Source organism: Halomonas sp. ND22Bw (genome assembly GCF_003011945.1).
In the GTDB taxonomy this organism is placed as follows: domain Bacteria; phylum Pseudomonadota; class Gammaproteobacteria; order Pseudomonadales; family Halomonadaceae; genus Halomonas; species Halomonas halophila.
In genome coordinates this window covers 1-329 of record NZ_PXWD01000463.1, presented here as the reverse complement: position 1 = coordinate 329, position 329 = coordinate 1, and the positions used below count along the sequence as shown (strand labels likewise).

Below are 329 nucleotides of genomic sequence, written 5' to 3'. Positions count from 1 at the left end.
AGAATTCCAGAAGTTGGACCTGACCAACGTGGATTTCTCCGAGTTCACCGACGACCTGATGAACCAGATCACGACGCCCGACACCAACAGCACCATCGGCCGCCTTCAGCAGAGCATCGAGGGCCTCATGGGGTCGGGATCGCCCGGCTTCGGCGAGGTCAACGAAGCCGGCAACGGCAAACCGTGACACCAGACAATCACTTCAAAACCAGGCTTCCCATGACACGACCGTTCGTAACCGGCCGGGCCGCCGCCAGCATCCTTTACGGAGCGGCGGCGATCGCTCTTTTCGCAGGTTCAGCATCCGCCCAAACCACCACGCAAGGCTC

The 329-nt window shown here is 60.8% G+C and carries 1 protein-coding gene; it reads left to right on the top strand.

Annotation, left to right across the window (positions count from 1 at the left end; all coding sequences use genetic code 11):
- Positions 1-187: hypothetical protein (locus CVH10_RS25880; protein ID WP_219924836.1), on the top strand; the 187-nt coding region annotated here is incomplete at its 5' end.
- Positions 188-329: the final 142 nt, after the last annotated feature.